Raw genomic sequence first — 18,697 nt, forward strand, 5'->3', positions numbered from 1 at the left:
TTGAGCGCTTGAGTAAGCAATCCTTGCTGCAGGTAGGAGGCGCACTGGCCTAAGCTAGCTTAACATGGTTTCAGAGGTGGGCCAGGCGTTACCTTCGTAACCGTGGCTAACTGACCCAGCCTCTAGAGATTGGCTCCTCTTTCCTTGCACCGCAGGCAAAAAGACAATGGTAGGCATCTTCAGGCGCTTTTTCGGCTCTCGTGGTCGAGCAGCTTCCCAGAGCTTATCAGAAACGGTTTCCCAGCCGGCCAAAAAGAAAGACAACACCTTCTTTCTCGACCCGGATGAGGCCAAGACCCTTGGCAACATCGAATACATGCGCACTCCTAGAACTGTGAAGCACACCTTCAAAGACTTTGGCTCTGGCGGCAAGATAGAGGTGGTGGAGGAGGTGTCTTCCTTGAGCAAGGTTAAGTTGACTGAAGAAAAAAGCAAAGCTCCTGAACCTGTTGCCGAACAGGGCTCCCCCACCTCCAACAGTGGCAGCGGAGTGGCCTCACGCCGCGGAGGAGGATCTGACCTAGATAGGTTCCGCGAGATGGCTCGCAGCTTACGGAAAAAGTAGGCTAGCCGCGAGTGAACTAGCGCCCAGATTCAACCCATCAATCAGCACCGAAGGGAAAGGCAATGGCAATCAAGCGAGGCACCCTGGTAAGAGCCATCCGTGAGAAGCTGCAGGGCAGCTTGGAAGCCCAAGCCAGTGATCCCATGATCCCCAACTACGTCTTTGACACGGCTGGAGAAGTGGTGGAGATTAAGGGAGACTACATCCAGATTAAGTTTGGAGCTGTTCCCACCCCTCCGATCTGGCTGCGGGTTGATCAGGTCGAGGAAATTGCCGGTTAGGTTGCTCCCTGCCGGAAGAAAGAGGGAGGCAGTGGTATCTCTTGCTCCGCCCAGCCGCGAGCAACTTTTGCGACGGCGGCAACTTCTGCGCCAAGAGCGGCGTCGCCGTTTTTGGCAGGGATCCTGGCGCTTGGCCAGTTCCACAGCTCTCCTGCTACTGCTGGTGCAAAGCCTGCAGCGGCCCTACTGGCAAATTCGTCGACCAGAGCAAATTCAGGTCAGCGGTAACCACTGGGTGGATCCCGACTGGATCCGGGGGCAATTGCCTCTGACCTATCCGATAAACATCTGGCAGGTGCAGCCAGCAGCGTTGGAAAAAGCCTTGCTGGGATCCCCGACTTCCCCTTTCCAGAGCGTCCAGGTGCGGCGGCGGTTGCTGCCAGTGGGAGTTGTTGTCCAGGTGCAGGAACGGCAGCTAATTGCCCGTGCTCGCCGAGGCGACCAAACGGGTTGGGTGGATCGAGAGGGCAACTGGCTGCCCCCGGATCCCTACCGTTTCCTTGAGTCCTTGCCCGAGTTGGAGGTGCTGAGCTGGGAGAGCCACCCACCCGAGCAATGGGCGCCACTGCTCGAAGCCCTGCACCTGTCTGAAGTTCCAATCAGGGCAGTGGATTGGCACGCCGGCGGAGGGATTACCCTACACACTGAGCTGGGCAATGCTTATCTGGGGCCGCTTTCTGACCGCCTGCCCTTGCAAATTCAAATCCTCAACCAAATGCGGGATCTGGGCCGCTACTGCGAGTGTACGCCCGAGGAAATTCTCCAGATTGATCTAAGCAGCCCCAGCGTGCCCACCTTGCAGCTTACCCCCGCCGCCATGCAGAGGCGCCAGAAGGATCTGGAGCAACGCTAGACTATTCCCTTGGCTAAAGCCAACTCCATCCCGCGGGCGTGAAGGTAGCTTTGTCCCTAGCAAGCTAACCCTAGGCCTTTTACTTTGGCCTTGGCTGCCTGCGCTGGGGGGCTAGCTTGCAGACCAGGGTCAGAGTTTGCTGCATAGTAGTGTAGTCGTCTTACGTTGGAGGGCGGCTAGATCCTGGGGCTGCCGTGCCGCGTTTTTTTCTGATGAAGACAAGGCCAGCGGTGGAGGTTAGCCAGTTGTGGGTCGCCTACCCTGGTTGCCCACTGGTTCTGCAAGGGGTGGATCTCAGAGTTGAAGTTGGCCAGCGGGTGGGGGTTATCGGCCCCAATGGTGCCGGCAAAACTACCCTGTTCCTTGCTCTTGCGGGTCTCTTGCCCCTCCGCGCTGGGCAGATTACGTTGTTTGGGGAGCCGCTGCAACCTGGCCAATTTCGGCCTGAGGTGGGGCTAGTGTTTCAGGATCCCGATGACCAACTGTTTGCCGCCTCTGTGGCGGAGGATGTGGCCTTTGGACCGCGCAATCTCGGTTGGCCTGAAGCGGAGATTATCGCCGCCGTACAGTCAGCCCTGCAGAGGACTGGCACCCTGCATCTAGCCAATCGCCCACCCCACCGCCTCTCCAGTGGCGAAAAGCGTCTGATTGCCATCGCTGGGATCCTGGCGATGCAGCCCCAGTTGGTGCTCTACGACGAGCCGACCGCTAACCTGGATCTGCGGGCGCGACGGCAGCTAATCGCCTTTTTCCAGCAAGTAGGCCACACCTTTCTGCTGGCCTCCCACGATCTGGAGCTGATCCTTGAGGTGTGCGATTGGGTGATCCTTTTGGATCAAGGCCGCGTCTGGGCTCAGGGATCCCCCAGGCAGCTGCTAAGCCAAGCCGACCTCTTGGAAGCGCATAGTCTGGAGGTGCCCCCTTCGCTGCGCTGTCAGGGAAAGAGTGGCTAAGCTGGTGACTCTGAGGAGAAGGAGTGTCAAGAACTGTTTGTTAACAGTTAACAACAGTCGTGCTTTCTTAATAAAAGCTATCACTCCAATTAAGAATATTGATTTTTATTCGGGGTGATTGGGGATATCATTCTGCTTAGGTTGGGGATCCTCGCTCTGAGCTATCTCAGCCGAATTCTCTGTATGATTTCAGCAAGGGATAGGTTGAGCTCAGAGTTGACAGCTTTGCCTTCCTGCGCGATGGCTCCCTTGAAATCCCGATGACTCCTAGTGGCTCGTCCCAACCTAGTCTGAGGTCTGTTGCTAAGCAGGTCTTTCTTGGGCAAAAAGGGGGGAGGAAGCGTCTAGGTCAGTCAGGGTTGGTTTTCCTGAAGGGATCACCAGGTGAGGCAGAGACAGAAGGATCTTCACTTGAGGTCAACGAAGTAGCCAGATCCTAGCAGCAAGCCAATCGGCAAGACAGTGGCTGCTAGGTTGAACTTCACGGTGCTTAGGAACTAGGCGTTCAAAGGGGTGGAGAGTTGATATGCCTATTGCGGTTGGAATGATTGAAACGCGGGGGTTTCCAGCAGTAGTAGAAGCAGCCGACGCCATGGTGAAGGCGGCGCGTGTCACGCTGGTGGGCTACGAAAAAATTGGCAGCGGGCGCGTCACTGTGATCGTGCGGGGTGACGTCTCCGAGGTGCAGGCCTCAGTAGCTGCCGGTTTGGAATCTGCCAAGCGGGTAAGCGGTGGCGAGGTTCTCTCCCACCACATCATTGCTCGGCCGCATGAAAACCTGGAGTACGTGCTGCCCATTCGCTACACCGAAGCGGTGGAGCAGTTTCGCACCTAGCCCGGAAGCTGGTTAACCCATCTCAGCGTAAGGAGTCCCTATGGCCATCGCAGTTGGAATGATTGAAACGCTGGGTTTCCCAGCGGTAGTGGAAGCGGCCGACGCCATGGTGAAGGCAGCGCGCGTCACCTTGGTGGGCTACGAGAAAATTAGCAGTGGGCGCGTCACCGTGATCGTGCGGGGCGATGTCTCTGAGGTGCAGGCCTCGGTAGCTGCCGGCATCGAAGCCGTGAAGCGGGTCAACGGCGGCCAGCTGCTCTCCTGGCACATCATTGCTCGTCCCCACGAAAACCTGGAGTACGTGTTGCCCATTCGCTACACCGAGGATGTGGCCCAGTTCCGCGAAGGGGTCAATGCCATTCGTCCCTTCACGCGTCCCTAGATGCGTATTGCGATTGTACGGGGTACCGTCACCAGCACCCAGAAGGATCCCAGCCTGACGGGCGTGAAGTTCCTGGTGGTGCAGTATGTCGATCTCGAAGGCCGGCCGCAGCCGGACTATGCTGTGGCTGCTGACCCAGTGGGAGCCGGCGCCGAGGAATGGGTGCTGGTCAGCCAAGGTAGCGCGGCTCGCCAACCGCGGGGAAACGAAACCCGCCCTCTGGATGCCGTGGTGATGGCCATTATTGACACCGTTAGCATTGACGGTCGCTCCGTCTACAACAAGCGCGAGCAACGCTAGCTGGGATCCTTCCCTTTCCTCTTTGATTGGGTCTAGAGGCTCACGGTTATGCCTGCTCAAACCTACGCTGCGCCGCCAACGCCCTGGTCACGTCGCTTGGCGGAGCCTACCATTCATCCCTCTGCTTACGTCCACTCCTTTTCCAATCTCATCGGGGATGTGCGCGTCGGCGCTCAGGTGCTCATCGCCCCTGGAACTTCCATCCGCGCCGATGAAGGATCCCCCTTCTACATTGGCGACGGCTCCAATATCCAGGATGGGGTGGTGATCCACGGCCTGGAGCAAGGGCGGGTCATTGGGGAAGATGGCCAGCCCTACTCGGTGTGGATTGGCAAGAACACCTCCATTGCCCACATGGCCTTGATCCACGGGCCAGCCTATATAGGCAACAACTGCTTCATCGGCTTCCGCTCCACCGTGTTCAATGCGCGGGTGGGAGATGGCTGCATCATCATGTTGCACTGCCTCATCCAGGATGTGGAGATCCCGCCGGGCAAATATGTGCGCTCCGGCTCCATCATCACCAACCAAGCTGAGGCCGACCGGCTGCCGGATGTCCAAGATAGCGATGCCAAGTTTGCTCAGCACGTTATCGGCATTAACCAAGCCCTGCTGGAGGGCTACCACTGCAGCGAGAACCTCGTCTGTATTGCTCCTATTCGCAACGAGCTGATGCAAGCCCGTGCTTCTGGTTCTTCCTCCTCTCTTGCCAATGGGCACAACGGCAGCGGATCCCTTCTAAGTCCAGAGGTGGTGGAGCAGGTGCGCGCCCTCTTGGCCCAAGGCTACCGGGTGGGCCTGGAATACGCTGATCCCCGCCGCTTCCGCGTCTCCTCTTGGCAGAGCGAAGGCCCAATCCTCGGCACCCACGAGGCCGAGGTGGTGCAATCGCTGGAAGCTCTTCTAGCGGCCCACCGCGGGGAGTATGTGCGCCTGTTGGGGATCGATCCCAAAGCCAAGCGGCGGGTGCTGGAGCAGATTATCCAAACCCCAGAAGGTCCCGCAACCCCCTCGGGATCCTCTGGCCGCCTTTCGGTGGCTATGCCAGGCTCCAGCAGGGGGGAATGGCGTCTGGAGGAGGAGATCCAAAGCCTGGTGGCCCAAGGGTACCGCGTTGGCCTGGAAGTGGCCGATGCTCGCCGCTACCGCACTTCTTCGTGGCAGACCTTGGGTACTTTCAGCGGCTCGGTCCAGGAGATCCTAACGGCTGTGCGGGCAGCCCTAGCCGAGCACGCGGGAGAGTACGTGCGCCTGTTGGGGATCGATCCCAAAGCCAAGCGGCGGGTGCTAGAGAAGGTGATTCAGACCCCCAAAGGTCAGGTGGGCAGCAGTCCGGCGGAGGCGGGCGCGGCGACAAGCACGACTTCTGCTTCTGGGGCAGGGGACAGCAGCAGCCCGGATTTGGAGCTGCAGGAAGAGGTGCACCGGTTACTGGCCCAGGGCTACCGCATCGGCTACGAATATGCCGACGAGCGCCGCTTCAAAACTTCCTCTTGGCAGAGCGGGCCGGTCCTTCGCGCTAGCCGTGGGCCAGAGGTGTTGGCCGAGCTGAGGGCGGCGCTGGCAGAGCACCAGGGCCACTACGTGCGCCTGCTGGGGATCGATCCCAAAGGGAAAAAGCGGGTCTATGAGCGCCTCATCCAGACCCCCAGTGGCAAGCCGCCCACTTCTGCGCCAGCAGCTCAAGGAGCGCCGGTGGCTGCAGTTTCCCCTCCCTCCACCCCTAGGCGACTTAGTAGCGAGGTGGTGTCGCAAGTCCAGCAACTACTTAGCCAGGGCTACCGCATCGGCACTGAACACGCTGACAAGCGCCGCTTTCGCACCTCCTCTTGGCAAAGCTGTAGCCCCATTGAAGCCACGCAATTGGACCAAGTGGTAGCAGCCTTGGAGGCCTGCCTAGAGGAACATCGCGGCGAGTACGTGCGCCTGCTGGGCATTGACCCCAAATCTAAGCGGCGGGTGCTGGAGCAGATTATCCAAACCCCTTGAGGAGTTCCGGGTTGGTTTCCAGCCAGCCCTCTAGCGATGAGAAGCACCTTGGCTTCCACTCTGCCCACCTCCCTCAGGTCCCAAGCCTGGCTTGCGCAGAGCGGTAAAGCCCACTACGTTGTCAGTGGTGAGGTAGACATAGAGGAGGAGGCAAGCATCGGCCCAGGGGTGCTGCTGCGCGCCAATCCCGGCTGCCGTATCCACATCGGGCGGGGCGTCTGTATTGGCGCGGGCTCTATCCTGCACGCCTGTGGGGGATCCCTGGTTGTGGAGGCGGGGGCTACTTTGGGAAGGGGGGTGCTGGTGATTGGGCAAGGCACCATCAGCGAAAATGCCTGCATTGGCTCGGAAGCCACGCTGCTCAACTGTTCAATACTCCGCCAGGCAGTCATTCCTCCCGGCTCGCTACTTGGGGATCCCACCTGGCGAAGCGAGCAAGAGACGACTGGAGTAACCCAGACAGAGCCAGAAGAGACAGAGAGGGTGCAAGAGTTGCCCGCAGCCCCTGTCCAAGGGGTGTCCGAGGCCCCTCCTCCTTCTTCTGAGGCAGAGGTAACCCCTCAGGAGCAAGCAGCGGCGGAGCCAGCGCAAGAACAGAGGGGGGCAGGCAGGCTCAACGGGATCCCAGGCCGTGCCGAGCTGGAGCGGCTGTTGGGCAAGATCTACCCTCACCGTCAGGTTCTCTCCTCGCGGGATGGGCGGTTCTGAGAGCTACCCTGGCATCGAGGAAGTAGAGTGCCATGTCCACCTCTCTGGGCCTTATTCAGACGCGCAGCTTCCCCGTCATTGTCCGCGTTGCCGACGCCATGACCAAGTCGGCCGGCGTGACTCTCATTGGCTTTGAGAAGATCTCCGGCGGCTACTGCACGGCAATTGTGCGGGGGAACATCGCCGATGTGCGCATTGCCATCGAAGAGGGGATTGAAGTGGCTCGCCAGTTTAACCAGGAGGAGATCTCCAGTCTGGTGATCCCAAGGCCCCTGCCCAACCTAGAGGTGGTGCTGCCTATTAGCAGCAAGCTGTCTCAGCTGGCCCAAAGTCGGGGCTACAGCCGCCTCAGCAACCTAGCCGTGGGCCTGCTGGAGACCCGCGGCTTCCCCGCCATGGTGGGGGCTGCTGACACAATGCTGAAAACAGCCGATGTGCAGCTAGCCGCCTACGAGACCATTGGCGACGGCTTGTGTACGGTCATCATTCGCGGCACGGTCTCCAACGTGGCCATTGCCATCGATGCGGGCATGTACGAGGCAGAGCGCATCGGCGAGCTAAACGCCGTGGCCGTGATCCCACGCCCCCTCGACGAACTGGAGCAGGCCCTGCCGGTGGCCAGTTGTTTTGTTGCTCAGCCGGTTACCTTGCCCGTGGCGATCCCTCAAGCTCAGAAAGAAGAGGTACAGCGCAGCGAGAGGGCGGGAGAGCGGATCCCAGTCTATTTGGAGCCCCCAGGCACTCCCTAGGCTCACCGCTAGACAGCAAGCCAAGCAGGAAAAAAAATGCTAGGCTACTGGAAGACCTGGGTCCGTGCGGCTCGGACGCCCAAACCGTGTCAGGATCGGAAGATAGCAGCACTACGGGATGCTCTGAGCAGGCGCGTCAACCCAGGTCGCCCTTTTCCCGCAGCTGGGTTCCACGGGCACTAGCAGGGCACACCCTATGGCTGAAAAAGACAATCCCCTTGCCAACTTGGCTCAAAAAGCCTTTTACTTCGGCATGGGTCTGGCGGCGCTAGTTGCCGACAACGTCCCCAAGGTGGCTGGGAATGCCAGAGACCGCCTGCTGGAGCTGCGCAAGCAGGTACAGGTTCTAGTAGATGAATTGGTAGAGCTGGGGGCAATGAGAGCCGAGGAGGCGCGAGCCTACATGGACGCTATTGCCGCCACTGTCAGCCGCAAGGAAGAGGGAAAGGCTGCCGGTGGCCCCCGCAGAATCACCATTGAAGATATGGGCGAGGCAGAGGCAGAAGGGAGCACTGCCATTGAGCTGTCAGAGGCAGCTCGACTGCGCCAGCGGATTGCTGAGCTGCAGGCAGAATTGGAGCGGATCAAGAAAGAGGCCGGTAAAGCCTAGCTTGGCAGAGTATACAGGTTGCACTGCAAAGGCCAGCTTGAGCTCTAAGTAACGCGTCCTGGAGGACTCGAACCCCCGACATCCGGTTTTGGAGACCGACGTTCTACCAGCTGAACTAAGGACGCACTAGAGACTAGCTTTCTATCTAGCCTAGCAAGTTTCCCTGTAGCTTTAAAGGGCCTCCTCCTGGAGATCTTCCTTGGCTTTGATGCGCGTGGCTTTGCCTACTCGCTTCCTCAGGTAGAAGAGCTTGGCGCGGCGCACTTTGCCCCGCCGTAGCACCTGAATGGACTCGATGCGCGGCGAGTGAACTGGGAAGACGCGCTCCACGCCAATGCCCTGGAAAACCTTGCGCACGGTGATGGTGCGGTTGAGACCCGCATGGCGCATGGCAATGACCGTGCCTTCAAAAGTTTGCACTCGCTCTTTGCCACCTTCTTGAATGCGTACCCCCACCCGCACCTGATCCCCAACGTGGATCTCAGGTAGGTCCGGCTTCAGGTATTCCGCCTCCACAAGGCGGAGGATGGCCTCGGGGTTGATGCGAGCGTTCATGGCTTTCCCGCGCTCTCAGCGGCTAACTATCGTAGCAATCCCCCTGCTTTTTGTACAGGTCTCGAAGGGCCGGACGACCCCGGAGCTCAAGACTGCGTTGGCGCCCCTCTCTTTGCTAGATAGGCTAGATTGTAGGCTCTTGTGAGAGGCGGGAGACGCCGTGAAGCCCCAGACGGGATCCCTGCCCCCTGCCAAATCTGCAGACCAACCCCTGCTCCAGCCCGAACCCCCTAGGAAAGGGTGGCCTACTGGCTGGATTCTCTTGGGTCTGCTGCTGGCTAGCTTGGGAGGGGGTGGTATCTTGGTTCAGCGGTACCTCCAGCAGCAGAGGGTACAGCGCCTACAAAGGTTGACGGTGCCCGTCGAGGTAGTGGATCTAGTCCAACGGCTGCGGGTAAGCGGCCAGGTGCAGCCCATTCGCCAGGTGAATGTTGGTCCTCGGGAGGCGGGCCGTTTGGCGGAGCTATTGGTGGATCAGGGAGATGAGGTGGTGGCAGGGCAGGTGCTAGCCCGGATGGACTACGGCGATCTAACTAGCGGCATTCGCCAAGCCCAAGCCCGCATCCAAGAGCTACAGGCCCGCCTGGCGGAATTGCAAGCCGGCGAGCGACCCCAGGTCATCGCAGCAGCCCAGGCCAGGGTGGATGCGGCGCAGGCGCAGGTGAGTTTGGCCCAAAAGGAGCTGGAACGGATTCAGGCGCTGGTGCAGGAGGGGGCTGTAGCCCGCAGCGAGCTGGATCAACGCCTAGCTCGCTTGGAACAAGCGCAAGCGGACTTGCAAGCTGCCCAACAAGAGTTGGAGCGATTGCGGTTAGGTAGCCGCCCAGAAACGCTGCAGCAGATCCAAGCCCAGATTGCCCAGGCCCAAGCCGAGCTAGCCCAGCGGCAATCTCGCCTAGCTGAGGCCGAGATCCGGGCGCCCTTTTCCGGTGTGGTGGTGCAGCGCTTTGCCGAGGTGGGATCCTTTGTAACTCCCACAACCGCAGCTTCCGACGCTACTGCTGCTTCCTCTAGCTCCATCCTGGCGTTGGCCCAGGGGATCGAGGTGCGAGCGGAGGTGCCGGAGGCGCAGATTGCCCAGGTGCGGGTGGGACAGCCGGTGGAGATCCGATCCCTGGCCTATCCGGATCGAGTGGTACGGGGACGGGTGAAGCGGATTGCCCCTGCCACGGTGGTGGTGCGGGAGGTCACCGTCTTTCGGGTCGCGATCGAGCCGGAGCAGGAGGCAGACTTTCTGCGCATTGGCATGAACGTCTCGGTGGATTTTCTCGGGGAGCAGCAACCCCAAGCCCTCACGGTGCCCTCGGTGGCCATCCTGCGGGAGGGGGGCCAAGAGGGGGTAATCCTGTTGGATCCGCAAACCCAGCGGCCTGTCTATCGGCCAGTAGAAACGGGCCTCACCCAGGGAGGGATCACCCAGATCCTCTCCGGCCTGCAGGCGGGGGATCGGGTCTTTACGGCGCTGCCGCCAGGAGTAACCCTGCAGAGTTTGCTTCCACAAGAGCGCCGTCCTAGCCGAAGTGGGAGAGTTAGGCCGCACCCATGAGCTTTCTGGTTGCAGCCAAAATGGCCTGGCAAATGGTGCGACGGCACCGCTTGCGCACAGGCTTGAGCATGCTGGGGATCCTCATCGGCAACGCGGCAGTGGTAGCCATTGCTGGCTTTGGCCATGCTGCCCAGGAGCTGGCCGTGGATCAGTTTCGGGCTTTGGGCACCAATTTGCTGATTGTCTTCTCTTCCAGCTTTGGCCTAGCGGATGCCAGCAACGTCCGTCCTCTTACCCTCGACGACCTGCGGGCGATTGCTGCGGAAGTGCCTGCGGTATCGGCAGCTGTCCCCAGCCTGGCGGTCAATGTGCGGGCTGTGCGGGGCGGGGTGGATCGCCGCTATGAGGTCATAGGCACCTGGCCGGAGTATTTGTCGGTGCTGAATTTAGAGGTCGAGGAGGGCCGCTTCCTCTTGCCAGCGGACATTGAGGAGCAGCGCCCGGTGGTAGTGCTGGGCAGTGAGGCCGCCCGCGAGCTGTTCGGCTTGGATCCCGCCGCCGCTATTGGAGAGACGCTGCTGCTCAACAACTTGCCCTTTGAGGTAGTCGGCATTTTGCGCCCCAAGCCAACAGTGTTTGGCAACAACGATGCCCGCCTGTTTCTGCCGGTAGACGTGGTGGCCAACCGCTTTGTTGGACGGCGCTCTCCCTATGGCCTGGAGTTGACGGCCATCTTTGTCTCAGCCCGCTCCGAGGCAGATTTGCCGGCTGCCGAGTTCCAGATCCGCAACCTGTTGCGCCAGCGGCACCAACTGATAGGAGAAGATGACTTCGTCATCCGCAACCAGAAAGTGTTGCTGGATGGGGCAGCCAGGATTTTAACTCTACTGCGGGTACTGCTGAGCGGCACAGCGGCGCTCTCGCTGCTGGTGGGTGGGGTGGGGATCATGAACGTGATGTTGATCTCGGTGGCAGAACGCACCCCTGAGATTGGCTTGCGCAAGGCAATTGGGGCCGACAGTCGGCAAATTTTGCAGCAGTTTGCAGCCGAGGCTATCCTGATTGCCGTCAGCGGGGGAGTGGCCGGGATCCTCCTCAGCAGCAGCCTCCTGGTGGCAGTGCGAATGTTTACCCCCTTGGCCACGACTGTCGATCCCGTGGCAGTGGTCATATCTTTTTCCCTCTCGACGGGGGTTGGACTGGTCTTTGGCATTTTCCCCGCCCGCAAAGCGGCGCAACTGGATCCCATTGAGGCCCTGAGAGCCTGAGATCCACCGTCTGTGGGATAGTAGGTGTGAGGTGCCCGCTGTTCGCTAAGGAGCTTTCCCTTGGTCAAAGAGCGAGTAGAGGTAATTGTCCCAGCCACTACCGCCAACCTGGGGCCAGGGTTTGACTGCATGGGTGCAGCCCTGCAGCTCTACAACCACTTCCAGTTTCGCGAGATCCCTGCTGGACTCAGCATTCACTACCGCGGCAGCGATCCTATCAGCCAGGGCAAGGACAACTTGGTGTATCGCGCCTTCTGCCGGGCCTTCGAGCTGCTGGACAAGCCTGTGCCGGGAGTGGAAATTGAGATTACCCTCAACGTGCCCCTGGCGCGAGGGCTGGGCAGTTCTGCCACTGCTATTGTCGGCGGCCTGCTGGGAGCCAATGCCATTGGATCCCTTAACCTAGCCTCCGAGACCCTCCTCCAGTTAGCCATTGTCCTCGAAGGTCACCCCGACAACGTGGTGCCCGCCCTTCAAGGCGGCTGTCAGCTCTGTGTGCAGGGACAGCAAGGGCAGTGGGTGTTCTGCCCGGTGGAGTGGCACGAGCGCATTGGGATTGTGGCGGCGGTGCCTAACTTCAAGCTCTCCACTCAGGCAGCCCGCGAGATCCTGCCCAAGTCCGTCAGCTTGGCCGATGCCGTTTTTTCCAGCAGCCATCTGGGGCTGCTCATCCGCAGCTTGCAGTCGGGGCGGGTGGACTGGCTGAGGGTGGCTTTGCAGGATCGGCTGCACCAACCGGCCCGCATGGAGTTGATCCCTGGTTTCAAGGCAGTCCAGGAGGCAGCCCTGGCTGCAGGAGCCTACGGAGTGGTGATCAGCGGGGCTGGGCCTACCCTCCTGGCGTTCTGTGCGCCTGAGGAGCGAGAAGGGGTAGGAGCGGCCATGGTCAGCGCCTGGGCCCAGCTAGGTATCGAGGCAGAAGCGAAACCCCTGAGTTTGGATTGGCAGGGGGGAAGAGTAATCACCCACTCTAGAGATGAGGAGCTATCTGAGAGATAAACGTCGTCCCTGGTGCCCCACACCGCTAGCCCAAGCAGAGCGGGCAAGGGTAGGACGGACAGCAGAGCTGTCTTCTTGCAAGAGCAAGCTGGAGGCCTTCTTGGGTCAGCAGGACGGAGTCCGTAAGTCGCGCTTCATGCTGGGCTAGGGAGGAGTTAAAGAGGCAAGCGCTCTGTTTGCCCCGATTTTCCAGATTTGCTCTTTGTTGGCTAGGGAGGCAAGCAGCTTGCTCGGCAGGAGGAGATTTTAGCGGCGCCAGCTAGTAGCCATCAGGCAGTTGCTCTAGCAACAAGCCGGGGGAGCTAGGCTTAGAGTCAAATTCAGTTGAGGATGAGACGGGGCTACAGGTAAGATCCATGGGGGTAAACCCCAAGGGGAAGCTCTAGACTGACAGAACAAGGAAGGTGGCTGCGCTGAGGATTGGGTAAGTAAGGTAAAACAGAGAAAAAAAGTTGCCAGGGGAGTCATTGTACCAGCTATGGTTTCGTAGCTATTGGAGCTAACGATCTGGAGGTTTTAGCTTGAAGCCTTCTGAAGCAGGTAGTCGCTGTTTGCTGAGCTTTGTGGGGAAGCGTAACATCTTATCCTAAGTTGTGACGGAGCTGAAATGTCGGTTCTGGGGAGCGCTTGTTTTCCCTAGAATGGGATCGCCAGCCTGGTTAGAATGGGATCGCTAGCCTGGTTCACTCTTGCAGTTTAGCCCTTACCCTAGGCGATGGACGATGCCATGACTCCTGAGATGATACGTCAATTCTGGTCTTTGGTCAGCGAGATCGGCAGACCGGATTGGCTGGATCAGCGTGACGATGACTTGGTCAATCTCCTCCTGAATGCCTGTCAGAAAAGATATGCCCTCAGCACGGTCGATACCTCAGTCCTCAACCGTTACATTACCCTCCGCCTGCCTCTAATCCGCGAAATTGTTGTGGACTAAAGCAAGGTAGGAAACTTTTTTCTTGTCATGGCGATTGCACGGATTACTTTGCTCGTCTACGGGGTGCTGCTTTTGGTAGGCGGAGTAGTCGGTTATAGAAGAGGCAAAAGTCTCAAGTCTTTAGTTGGAGGTTTGGTGGGAGCGGTTCTCAGCGGAGCTAGCTATGGCCTCCTGGGAGCGGATCCCCGTTGGGGCCTAGGCTTGGGCTTAGGGACGGCGGCGCTGGGATCCCTTCTTTTTGCCTTGCGCTACCGCAAAACTGGCAAATTTCTGCCCGCTGGTCTGATGTTGGCCGTGAGCTTGACGGCTGTTCTTCTCTTGGGCTTAAGTTTCGTTGAGGTTCTCCCCAGTCCTAGGGGGTGAGGATTCTTCCACAGCTTGTAACTAGAGGAGCTTCCTACCACAAGGCGGTCTATCCCTGTCGCGGCAGCGGCGCGGAGTGTCTGGCAGGGAGCCTGCGCTGCCTTTTTGGGGCAGGTTTGGGCTGCTGGGCGTCCTTGCTCTAAGCTGAGAGCTCAGCGAGGAGCGACGCGATAGAAGCGAGTGGTGGTCGCCCATTCGCGGGCAGGGATCTTCTCGACGAGGATGGCGCGGGCGATGGCGTCGCCTAATCTGGATCCCTCCACCTGCACCCGGGCAAAGGAGCCACTCTCTTCAAAAGCAACGATCTCCTGGAAGTTGAGCGGCCGGGGGGAGGCCACCGCCAACACTTGGGCTTGGCCAAAGGGCGGGGCAATGGTCAGGCGGTAGCTGGCGCCAGGGGGTGGGAAGGTGCGCACTTCGCCGGCCCGCAGAAACTCCTCTCCACCCGAGAAGGGATTGGGCAAAATAAGGTGAGTGCGTCCATCGGCTTGGATGCTAAACAGGTAGACGTAGGCGTCACGGTTGGTACTGAGAGTCAGGCGAATCGGCTCGCCAGGCCGGTAGATGGGGTTAGAGCCGCGCCGATCCAGCTCCAAGGTCACCTGCAAGTCGGAAGGCACAGGGTTGACGAGGATGGAGCGGGCCCCGGTTTCTAGGCGAGTGTCAGCTAGTTGTAGCCTTGGCAGCGAGGGGTAGATGCCTAGCGTTTTGGGAAAAACAGCGGCGGTGGGCGCCACCGACAGCCCCAAAGCCAGCGGCAGGAAGAGCAGTTTGGCGTCCATGGTTCGACCTGACATTCAGTGGCTATGTTCAGCCTAGGAAGGGGCAGAGTTTTACTGGAGCGGGCTTCGCGCAATCTCAGATCTCCTGCTGAGGCAGTTTCCCCTGCTGCAGATGGCAGGCCCAGGGCTGAACCGTTCTCACCATTTGGGTGGGAAAACTGGGAGATCCCAGCTAGAAAGGGCTAAGCTGCAGATCAGGGATCAACCTTGCCTATGGCCAGCGACAGTTACCAAGAAGGCATCGCAGCGGTTCAGGCGGGCGATTTTCCGGCTGCCATTCAAGCATTTCGCCGGGCAGTTGCCGAGGATCCCACCCATACAGAGGCTCGCTATAAGTTGGCCTGGGTGCTGGGTATGAGCGGCTATCTGGATCCAGCCCTGGCCGAACTGGAGGCGGTGGTGGCGGCGGATCCCGGCCATGTTGCAGCCCACTACAACCGGGGGGCCCTGCTGTTGCAAAAGGCCCAACTGGAAGCAGAGGTCGAGGGCCAGATCGATCTTGAGGTGCTGCGGCGGGCGGAAGAAGCTTTTCAAACGGTGATGCGCTTGGATCCTACAGATCAACGGGCCTACGCCTTTCTCACCTTGGTCAGGCGGGCGATCCGCAACTACCATAGCCGCAGGGATGAGGAGGCCAGGATCCCCTAGCTTGGCTGTCGCCCGCACCCCAGTTGCAGCTTCTCTACCAACTAGCGACGGACGCCAATGTGGAAAACCAGGTCACCGCAGGCCCAAGCCTACGGCTCGAAGGGCGTAAGCGGCTTCGGCCCAGGGGAGACCTAAGAATTAAGTGGAGGAATCTCCAGGTCAGACGAGAATGCCGCCGAGGTACGCAATTGCGGGGCCTCGGAAGCTTGGGAGCTTGATCCCTGGCTAACCTTGGAGATATCCACCATCGAGACCAACCCTTGCAGGGTGGCAGGGATGGAGCGGGGATCCATAAAAATGACCTTCGAGCTGGGACTGCTGCCCACTTTGAGGCCCATATCGATGTAGCTTTGGGCCATCAGGTATTGCAAGGCGTTGGCTGCCTCGGGGTGTTCTTGCAAGGCAGCGGCAATGGTTTTGATGGCCTCTGCTGTACCCTCGGCCAATAGCAGCCGCTGTCGCTTTTCGGCTTCTGCCCGCAGGAGTTGAGCCTTGGCAGCCCCTGCCGCCTGGTTGATGCTGGCCTGCTGTTCCCCCTCTGACCTGAGGATGGCGGCCCGCTTCTCCCGCTCGGCAGCCATTTGCTTTTCCATCGAGTCCTGCACGGTTTTGGAGGGTTGAATATCCCTGACTTCCACGCGGGTGATCTTGATCCCCCAGGGATCCGTGGCCTCGTCCAGTTCGGCCAGAAGGCGGGCGTTGATCTCGGCGCGCGAGGAAAAGGTCTGATCCAAGTCCATGCGGCCAATCTCAGCCCGCAGCGCCGTCAGCACCAAGTTCACCAAAGCTCGCTGCACATCTTCTACCGCATAGCGAGCCTTGATCATATCCGTGATGCGCCAGTAAACCACTGCGTCGGCCATTAGTGAAACATTATCGCTGGTGATGCACTGCTGCGGCGGCACGTCCAGTACCTTCTCGCGGATGGTTTCCTGGAACACAATCCTGTCAATGGGGGGAAAGATGACGTGCAAGCCGGGTGTCAGCTTGCGGTGAAACCTACCCAGACGTTCTACCAGTGCCTCATAGCCCTGGCTAATGATCTTGACAGAGCTGAACAGGTAGCCGATAAAGATGAGGGCAATGGCGGCTGGGATGACCGGCATACGACTCTTCTCCTGACAGAGGGTTCAGCCCCTATTCTAGACGGTTGCTGGAACTGATCCCTTCACCTCGATACACCGGAAGGCTATCTAGTAGAAAGCCTGCAGGAGGATCCCTTCTTATGAAACTAAACAGCAAGAACCTAGAAGTTGGCTTAAACAAAATTTACGATGTCATTATTGCTGGCGGTGGCGCGGGGGGGTTGTCGGCAGCCATTTACTTGGCCCGCTACGGCTTGAGCTGCTTGGTGGTGGAAAAGGGCAGAGGCCGCTCTTTTTGGATGCAGGACTTGCGCAACTATTTGGGCCTGCCGCCAAACACGCCAGGACGAGAGCTGTTGCGACAAGGAAGGGAGCACGCCCTTAGCTTGGGGGTGGACTATCTAGGGGGCTATGTGGAAGATGTTACAGATGAGGGGGAGCTTTTTGCTGTCAAGGTCAAGGTGGGGAAAGTCAACAGTGTCTACCCTATTTTTCGCAGCAAGTATTTGATTGCGGCAACAGGTATTATTGATTATCTGCCTCAATTGGCTGATATGCAGAATGTTTACGAATATGCAGGCTACTCGCTACATGTCTGCATGATCTGCGACGGTTATGAAATGCGGGATCAGAAAGCAGTATTGATTGTCAATTCAGAAGATCGGATTAATACAGCTTTTGTCCTCAACTGGTTTACGCCTTATATCTCGGTGTTAACCCATGGCTTGTGCTCGGTTGGCCCCGAGATACGCAAAAAGCTGGCAGATCATGGTTACCCTCTCTACGAAGCTCCCATTCGTCGCTTTCTTGGAGAAAACCACCAGCTGCAAGGAGTAGAGCTGGAGGACGGCACCTACATCGAGGCTACTACTGGCCTGGTAGCCATGGGCGCCAAATACCACAACGGCTATTTGAAAGGGATCCCCGGCTTGACATGGCAAGGGGAGAACCTGCTCACCGATGAGTGGTGCCGCACTTCCCACCCGCGCCTGTTTGCGGTAGGAGATTTGAAGCAGGGCCTCAACCAGGTGGCGATTGCCGTCGCTGACGGAGCGCTGGCCGCCACGGCCATCTGGCGGGACATCCGCCGATCCTCACCTCCCCGTAAGTGGGAAGAGCGCCTGCACTCAATTTAGGTTCATCCTACTTGCTGCAGGGAGTGGTGATAGTCTTTTGCTCTGTAGTTGTTGTGAAAACCTTGGCAACTCCATGCATTTTCTGAAGGCGGTGATCTTTTTTTTGGCTTTCCTCTTGGTGGGTCTATATTACGGTGCTGCGGGGGCCCGCCCTCTTTTCAACCTCAACCTCACCTCGACTCTAGGATACAGTCCCGTTCTCCCAATTGAGAGTGTTCGCGTTCTGCAAGGCAGCCATCCGCAAGAACTACTCATTTATCTATCGGCTCCCTCTGCTGCTTGGGTCTATCAAGAGCGGCTGAACGGGCATTATCTAATCGACATTCCCTATGCTGTAATCACTCATTCCACAAGGGTTGAGGTTGCCAAGGAACTGCCCTATCAACTCAACTGGGGCAACCAAGACCAGCACACTGGGCGTCTGTTGATTACACCCGCGCCTGCTTATGTACAGGTGTTTCTACAGCATGGCTGGGTTCCAGATCCTAGCTTTCTCGACCCAGCGGAAAATAGCCAGCCCTTGCAACTGCCTTTGGAAGCAGTGCTGGGGCCTTTGTTGGAGGTGCCGGCCCGTTCTGCCTTCCTCACGATTGACGATGGGCCTTGGCCTCAGTCCACCCCTCGCCTTTTAGAGGTTTTGGATCAGCTACAGATTCCGGCCACCTTCTTTCTTATCGGCACTCATGTTTCCCAATTTCCAGAGTTGGCCCAGTCCATTCAAGCTCACCACCACACGATAGCCAACCATACCTTTACTCATGATTATCGACGTCTCTACAGCAGCAACGAGATATTTTATGCCGAGGTGGAGCAGACAACCGAGCTGATGAAGAGGCTGGGCTTGGATCCTCAGCTGATTGTTCGGCCACCGGGGGGCTTTCGCCTAGATCCAGCTTTACGCCACTCTTTGGAACAGGCGAGGTATCAGGTTGTTTACTGGAACATTAGCCCTGAAGATGCCTATGCCGACCAAATACCGGCCCAGCTGGTGGAGCGGGTTCGCGCTCAGTTGCAGGCGCTCAGGAACTCGGAACAACCGCTAGTTTTGCTGCTTCATGACCGCTGGCCCCATACCGCTGAGGCCCTGCCAGGTATCGTGGCTGCCGTTGAGGAGGCAGGCTATCGCTTTTTGCCCTGGCCGACTTCTAAGAATGCTGCCTGATATTCTGGATGACGATTGAATCCAAAGGAGCAGTCAGTTTTTGGGGGAGGAGGG

At 58.8% G+C, this 18,697-nt stretch carries 22 protein-coding genes, 1 tRNA gene and 1 other RNA gene; 20 read left to right on the forward strand and 4 right to left on the reverse strand.

Going from position 1 to position 18,697, the window contains the following annotated elements; translation table 11 throughout:
* The first annotated feature begins 166 nt into the window (after positions 1-166).
* The 12 genes from NW807_RS04420 to NW807_RS04475 all read left to right on the forward strand — a co-directional run bounded on the left by NW807_RS04420 (position 167) and on the right by NW807_RS04475 (position 8,225).
* Positions 167-565, forward strand: coding sequence for a hypothetical protein (locus NW807_RS04420; protein ID WP_414425384.1), 399 nt, complete (start codon positions 167-169; stop codon positions 563-565).
* Between the two features lie 62 nt (positions 566-627).
* Complete coding sequence (gene ndhO / locus NW807_RS04425; protein WP_414394954.1) at positions 628-846, forward strand: NAD(P)H-quinone oxidoreductase subunit O; 219 nt, start codon at positions 628-630, stop codon at positions 844-846.
* 31 nt (positions 847-877) lie between these two features.
* Positions 878-1,699 carry a cell division protein FtsQ/DivIB gene (locus NW807_RS04430; protein ID WP_414425385.1) on the forward strand — a complete coding sequence of 274 codons (822 nt, stop codon included), beginning with the start codon at positions 878-880 and terminating at the stop codon, positions 1,697-1,699.
* 194 nt (positions 1,700-1,893) lie between these two features.
* Positions 1,894-2,652 (forward strand): energy-coupling factor ABC transporter ATP-binding protein, encoded by a 759-nt coding sequence (locus tag NW807_RS04435; protein ID WP_414412379.1) that lies wholly within the window; start codon positions 1,894-1,896, stop codon positions 2,650-2,652.
* Positions 2,653-3,178: 526 nt separating this feature from the next.
* Entirely contained in the window at positions 3,179-3,487 is a 309-nt protein-coding gene (locus tag NW807_RS04440) for a carbon dioxide-concentrating mechanism protein CcmK (protein ID WP_414361187.1), read from the forward strand.
* Positions 3,488-3,527: 40 nt separating this feature from the next.
* A complete protein-coding gene (locus NW807_RS04445) occupies positions 3,528-3,869 on the forward strand; it encodes a carbon dioxide-concentrating mechanism protein CcmK (RefSeq protein ID WP_414361188.1) in 342 nt (113 codons plus the stop codon).
* Positions 3,870-4,169 carry a EutN/CcmL family microcompartment protein gene (locus NW807_RS04450; protein ID WP_414394949.1) on the forward strand — a complete coding sequence of 100 codons (300 nt, stop codon included), beginning with the start codon at positions 3,870-3,872 and terminating at the stop codon, positions 4,167-4,169.
* Positions 4,170-4,217: 48 nt separating this feature from the next.
* Positions 4,218-6,158 (forward strand): ribulose bisphosphate carboxylase small subunit, encoded by a 1,941-nt coding sequence (locus NW807_RS04455; protein ID WP_414405258.1) that lies wholly within the window; start codon positions 4,218-4,220, stop codon positions 6,156-6,158.
* A gap of 36 nt (positions 6,159-6,194) precedes the next feature.
* A complete protein-coding gene (locus tag NW807_RS04460; protein WP_414425386.1) occupies positions 6,195-6,866 on the forward strand; it encodes a hypothetical protein in 672 nt (223 codons plus the stop codon).
* 32 nt (positions 6,867-6,898) lie between these two features.
* Positions 6,899-7,615 carry a carbon dioxide-concentrating mechanism protein CcmK gene (locus tag NW807_RS04465; RefSeq protein WP_414394944.1) on the forward strand — a complete coding sequence of 239 codons (717 nt, stop codon included), beginning with the start codon at positions 6,899-6,901 and terminating at the stop codon, positions 7,613-7,615.
* Between the two features lie 53 nt (positions 7,616-7,668).
* An RNA gene (ffs, locus tag NW807_RS04470) (signal recognition particle sRNA small type) lies at positions 7,669-7,766 on the forward strand.
* 45 nt (positions 7,767-7,811) lie between these two features.
* Positions 7,812-8,225: a hypothetical protein gene (locus NW807_RS04475; protein WP_414405260.1), complete on the forward strand. Its 414-nt coding sequence runs from the start codon at positions 7,812-7,814 to the stop codon at positions 8,223-8,225.
* Between the two features lie 52 nt (positions 8,226-8,277).
* Here NW807_RS04475 and NW807_RS04480 read toward each other — a convergent pair.
* Together NW807_RS04480 and rplS are read right to left on the reverse strand one after the other, a co-directional pair.
* Positions 8,278-8,350, reverse strand: a tRNA-Trp gene (locus NW807_RS04480).
* Between the two features lie 46 nt (positions 8,351-8,396).
* Positions 8,397-8,780, reverse strand: a complete 384-nt coding sequence (rplS, locus tag NW807_RS04485; RefSeq protein WP_414394941.1) for a 50S ribosomal protein L19 — start codon at positions 8,778-8,780, stop codon at positions 8,397-8,399.
* A 160-nt stretch (positions 8,781-8,940) separates the two neighbouring features.
* On the opposite strand from rplS, the gene NW807_RS04490 reads away from it, so the two are divergent.
* The 5 genes from NW807_RS04490 to NW807_RS04510 all read left to right on the forward strand — a co-directional run bounded on the left by NW807_RS04490 (position 8,941) and on the right by NW807_RS04510 (position 13,830).
* Positions 8,941-10,326, forward strand: coding sequence for an efflux RND transporter periplasmic adaptor subunit (locus NW807_RS04490; RefSeq protein ID WP_414425387.1), 1,386 nt, complete (start codon positions 8,941-8,943; stop codon positions 10,324-10,326).
* On the forward strand, positions 10,323-11,534 hold the full coding sequence (locus tag NW807_RS04495) for an ABC transporter permease (RefSeq protein ID WP_414425388.1): 1,212 nt from the start codon (positions 10,323-10,325) through the stop codon (positions 11,532-11,534). Before NW807_RS04490 ends, NW807_RS04495 begins: the two co-directional genes overlap by 4 nt.
* A 60-nt stretch (positions 11,535-11,594) precedes the next feature.
* Positions 11,595-12,533, forward strand: a complete 939-nt coding sequence (gene thrB / locus NW807_RS04500; RefSeq protein ID WP_414425389.1) for a homoserine kinase — start codon at positions 11,595-11,597, stop codon at positions 12,531-12,533.
* 727 nt (positions 12,534-13,260) lie between these two features.
* Positions 13,261-13,467 carry a hypothetical protein gene (locus NW807_RS04505; RefSeq protein ID WP_414425390.1) on the forward strand — a complete coding sequence of 69 codons (207 nt, stop codon included), beginning with the start codon at positions 13,261-13,263 and terminating at the stop codon, positions 13,465-13,467.
* A 27-nt stretch (positions 13,468-13,494) separates the two neighbouring features.
* Entirely contained in the window at positions 13,495-13,830 is a 336-nt protein-coding gene (locus NW807_RS04510) for a TMEM14 family protein (RefSeq protein ID WP_414394932.1), read from the forward strand.
* 152 nt (positions 13,831-13,982) lie between these two features.
* Here the strand turns inward: NW807_RS04510 and NW807_RS04515 are convergent, their stop codons facing one another.
* Entirely contained in the window at positions 13,983-14,612 is a 630-nt protein-coding gene (locus NW807_RS04515; RefSeq protein WP_414394931.1) for a DUF4384 domain-containing protein, read from the reverse strand.
* A gap of 213 nt (positions 14,613-14,825) precedes the next feature.
* Here NW807_RS04515 and NW807_RS04520 point away from each other — a divergent pair, with 213 nt between their 5' ends.
* Positions 14,826-15,260 carry a tetratricopeptide repeat protein gene (locus tag NW807_RS04520; protein WP_414405265.1) on the forward strand — a complete coding sequence of 145 codons (435 nt, stop codon included), beginning with the start codon at positions 14,826-14,828 and terminating at the stop codon, positions 15,258-15,260.
* Between the two features lie 131 nt (positions 15,261-15,391).
* Here the strand turns inward: NW807_RS04520 and NW807_RS04525 are convergent, their stop codons facing one another.
* Positions 15,392-16,366, reverse strand: a complete 975-nt coding sequence (locus tag NW807_RS04525) for an SPFH domain-containing protein (RefSeq protein WP_414409758.1) — start codon at positions 16,364-16,366, stop codon at positions 15,392-15,394.
* Positions 16,367-16,485: 119 nt separating this feature from the next.
* On the opposite strand from NW807_RS04525, the gene NW807_RS04530 reads away from it, so the two are divergent.
* Positions 16,486-17,481: an NAD(P)/FAD-dependent oxidoreductase gene (locus tag NW807_RS04530; RefSeq protein WP_414405266.1), complete on the forward strand. Its 996-nt coding sequence runs from the start codon at positions 16,486-16,488 to the stop codon at positions 17,479-17,481.
* A 73-nt stretch (positions 17,482-17,554) separates the two neighbouring features.
* The gene (locus tag NW807_RS04535; protein ID WP_414425391.1) at positions 17,555-18,643 is read left to right on the forward strand and encodes a polysaccharide deacetylase family protein; all 1,089 of its coding nucleotides are present in this window, start codon (positions 17,555-17,557) and stop codon (positions 18,641-18,643) included.
* The last annotated feature ends 54 nt before the right edge of the window (positions 18,644-18,697 follow it).

Origin of the sequence: Synechococcus sp. R70.1 (assembly GCF_047461675.1) — a bacterium.
Taxonomy (GTDB): domain Bacteria; phylum Cyanobacteriota; class Cyanobacteriia; order Thermostichales; family Thermostichaceae; genus Thermostichus.